This is a genomic window from Kitasatospora sp. NPDC059462 (genome assembly GCF_042749955.1).
Classification (GTDB): Bacteria; Actinomycetota; Actinomycetes; order Streptomycetales; family Streptomycetaceae; genus Kitasatospora.
The window spans coordinates 1-1,002 of record NZ_JBHYUU010000416.1 but is presented as its reverse complement, the minus strand read 5'-3'; the positions used below and the strand labels follow the sequence as shown (position 1 = coordinate 1,002).

The window sequence follows — 1,002 nt, the reverse complement described above, 5'->3', positions numbered from 1 at the left end:
GGACTTGTCCGGTCGATCATGTGCGGAGCCAGATGACGAGGGCGGCTGCGGTGACGGTGCCGAGGTAGACGTAGCCGCGTTTGTCGTAGCGCGTGGCCACTGCTCGGGCGTGCTTGAGCTTGTTGATGGCCCGTTCGACGGTGTTGCGTTTTCTGTACCGCTCCTCGTCGAAGCCCGGTGGCCGCCCGCCGCGTGAGCCCTTGCGCAGGCGGGCGGCCCGGCTGTCGGTCTTCTCCGGGATCGTGTGCCGGATGCCGCGTCTGCGCAGGTAGTCACGGACCGGCCCGTTGCTGTAGGCCTTGTCCGCGGCCAGGCTGTCGGGCTTCTTGCGGGGCCTGCCCGGACCGGTCCGCGGGACACGGATCTTCTCCAGCACGGGTTCGAACTGCGTGCAGTCCGCCCGCTGTCCCGGCGTGACGATCAAGGACAGCGGGCGGCAGCGGCCGTCCGCGCTCAGGTGGACCTTGCTGGTGAACCCGCCCCGCGAACGGCCCAGGCCCTCGCCTCCAGCACCACCTCCACCAGGCGGGCGACGAGGCTCTGCCACGGCGTCTCGTCCTGGTGTTCCCCTGGCCCAGCCCCCTTTGAGGCCAGAGCCGGCGGTGGCTCAGTGCGGGCACCGGCCGCGTGCTGGTGGGCCCGCACGATCGTGGAGTCCACCGAGATGTCCCAGTCGATGTCGCCTACCGCGTCGGCTTCGGCCTGGACCTGCTGGAGCAACCGTTCCCAGGTCCCGTCGGCCGACCACAACCGGTGTCGCTCGTAGACCGTCTTCCACGGCCCGAACCGCTCCGGCAGATCACGCCAGTGCACACCGGTCCGCACCCGGTGCAGGATCCCGTCGATCACTTGCCGATGGTCCCGCCATCGGCCACAACGCCTGTTGCTGACTGGCAGGAACGGCCGCAGCCGTTCCCACTCGGCATCCGTAAGATCTCCCCGCCCCATGCCCGAACCAACGAGCGAGCCAGGCGATAGTCACATGATCGGGCGGACAAGTCC

The 1,002-nt window shown here is 69.3% G+C and carries 1 protein-coding gene; it reads right to left on the bottom strand.

Going from position 1 to position 1,002, the window contains the following annotated elements:
* Positions 1–16: 16 nt before the first annotated feature.
* Positions 17–948, bottom strand: a protein-coding gene (locus tag ACFXAM_RS38870) for an IS5 family transposase (protein ID WP_380298662.1) whose coding sequence is annotated in 2 segments (ribosomal slippage) — positions 17–552 and positions 552–948 — 933 coding nt in all. Because the reading frame shifts where the segments join, the coding sequence is not laid out codon by codon here.
* Positions 949–1,002: the final 54 nt, after the last annotated feature.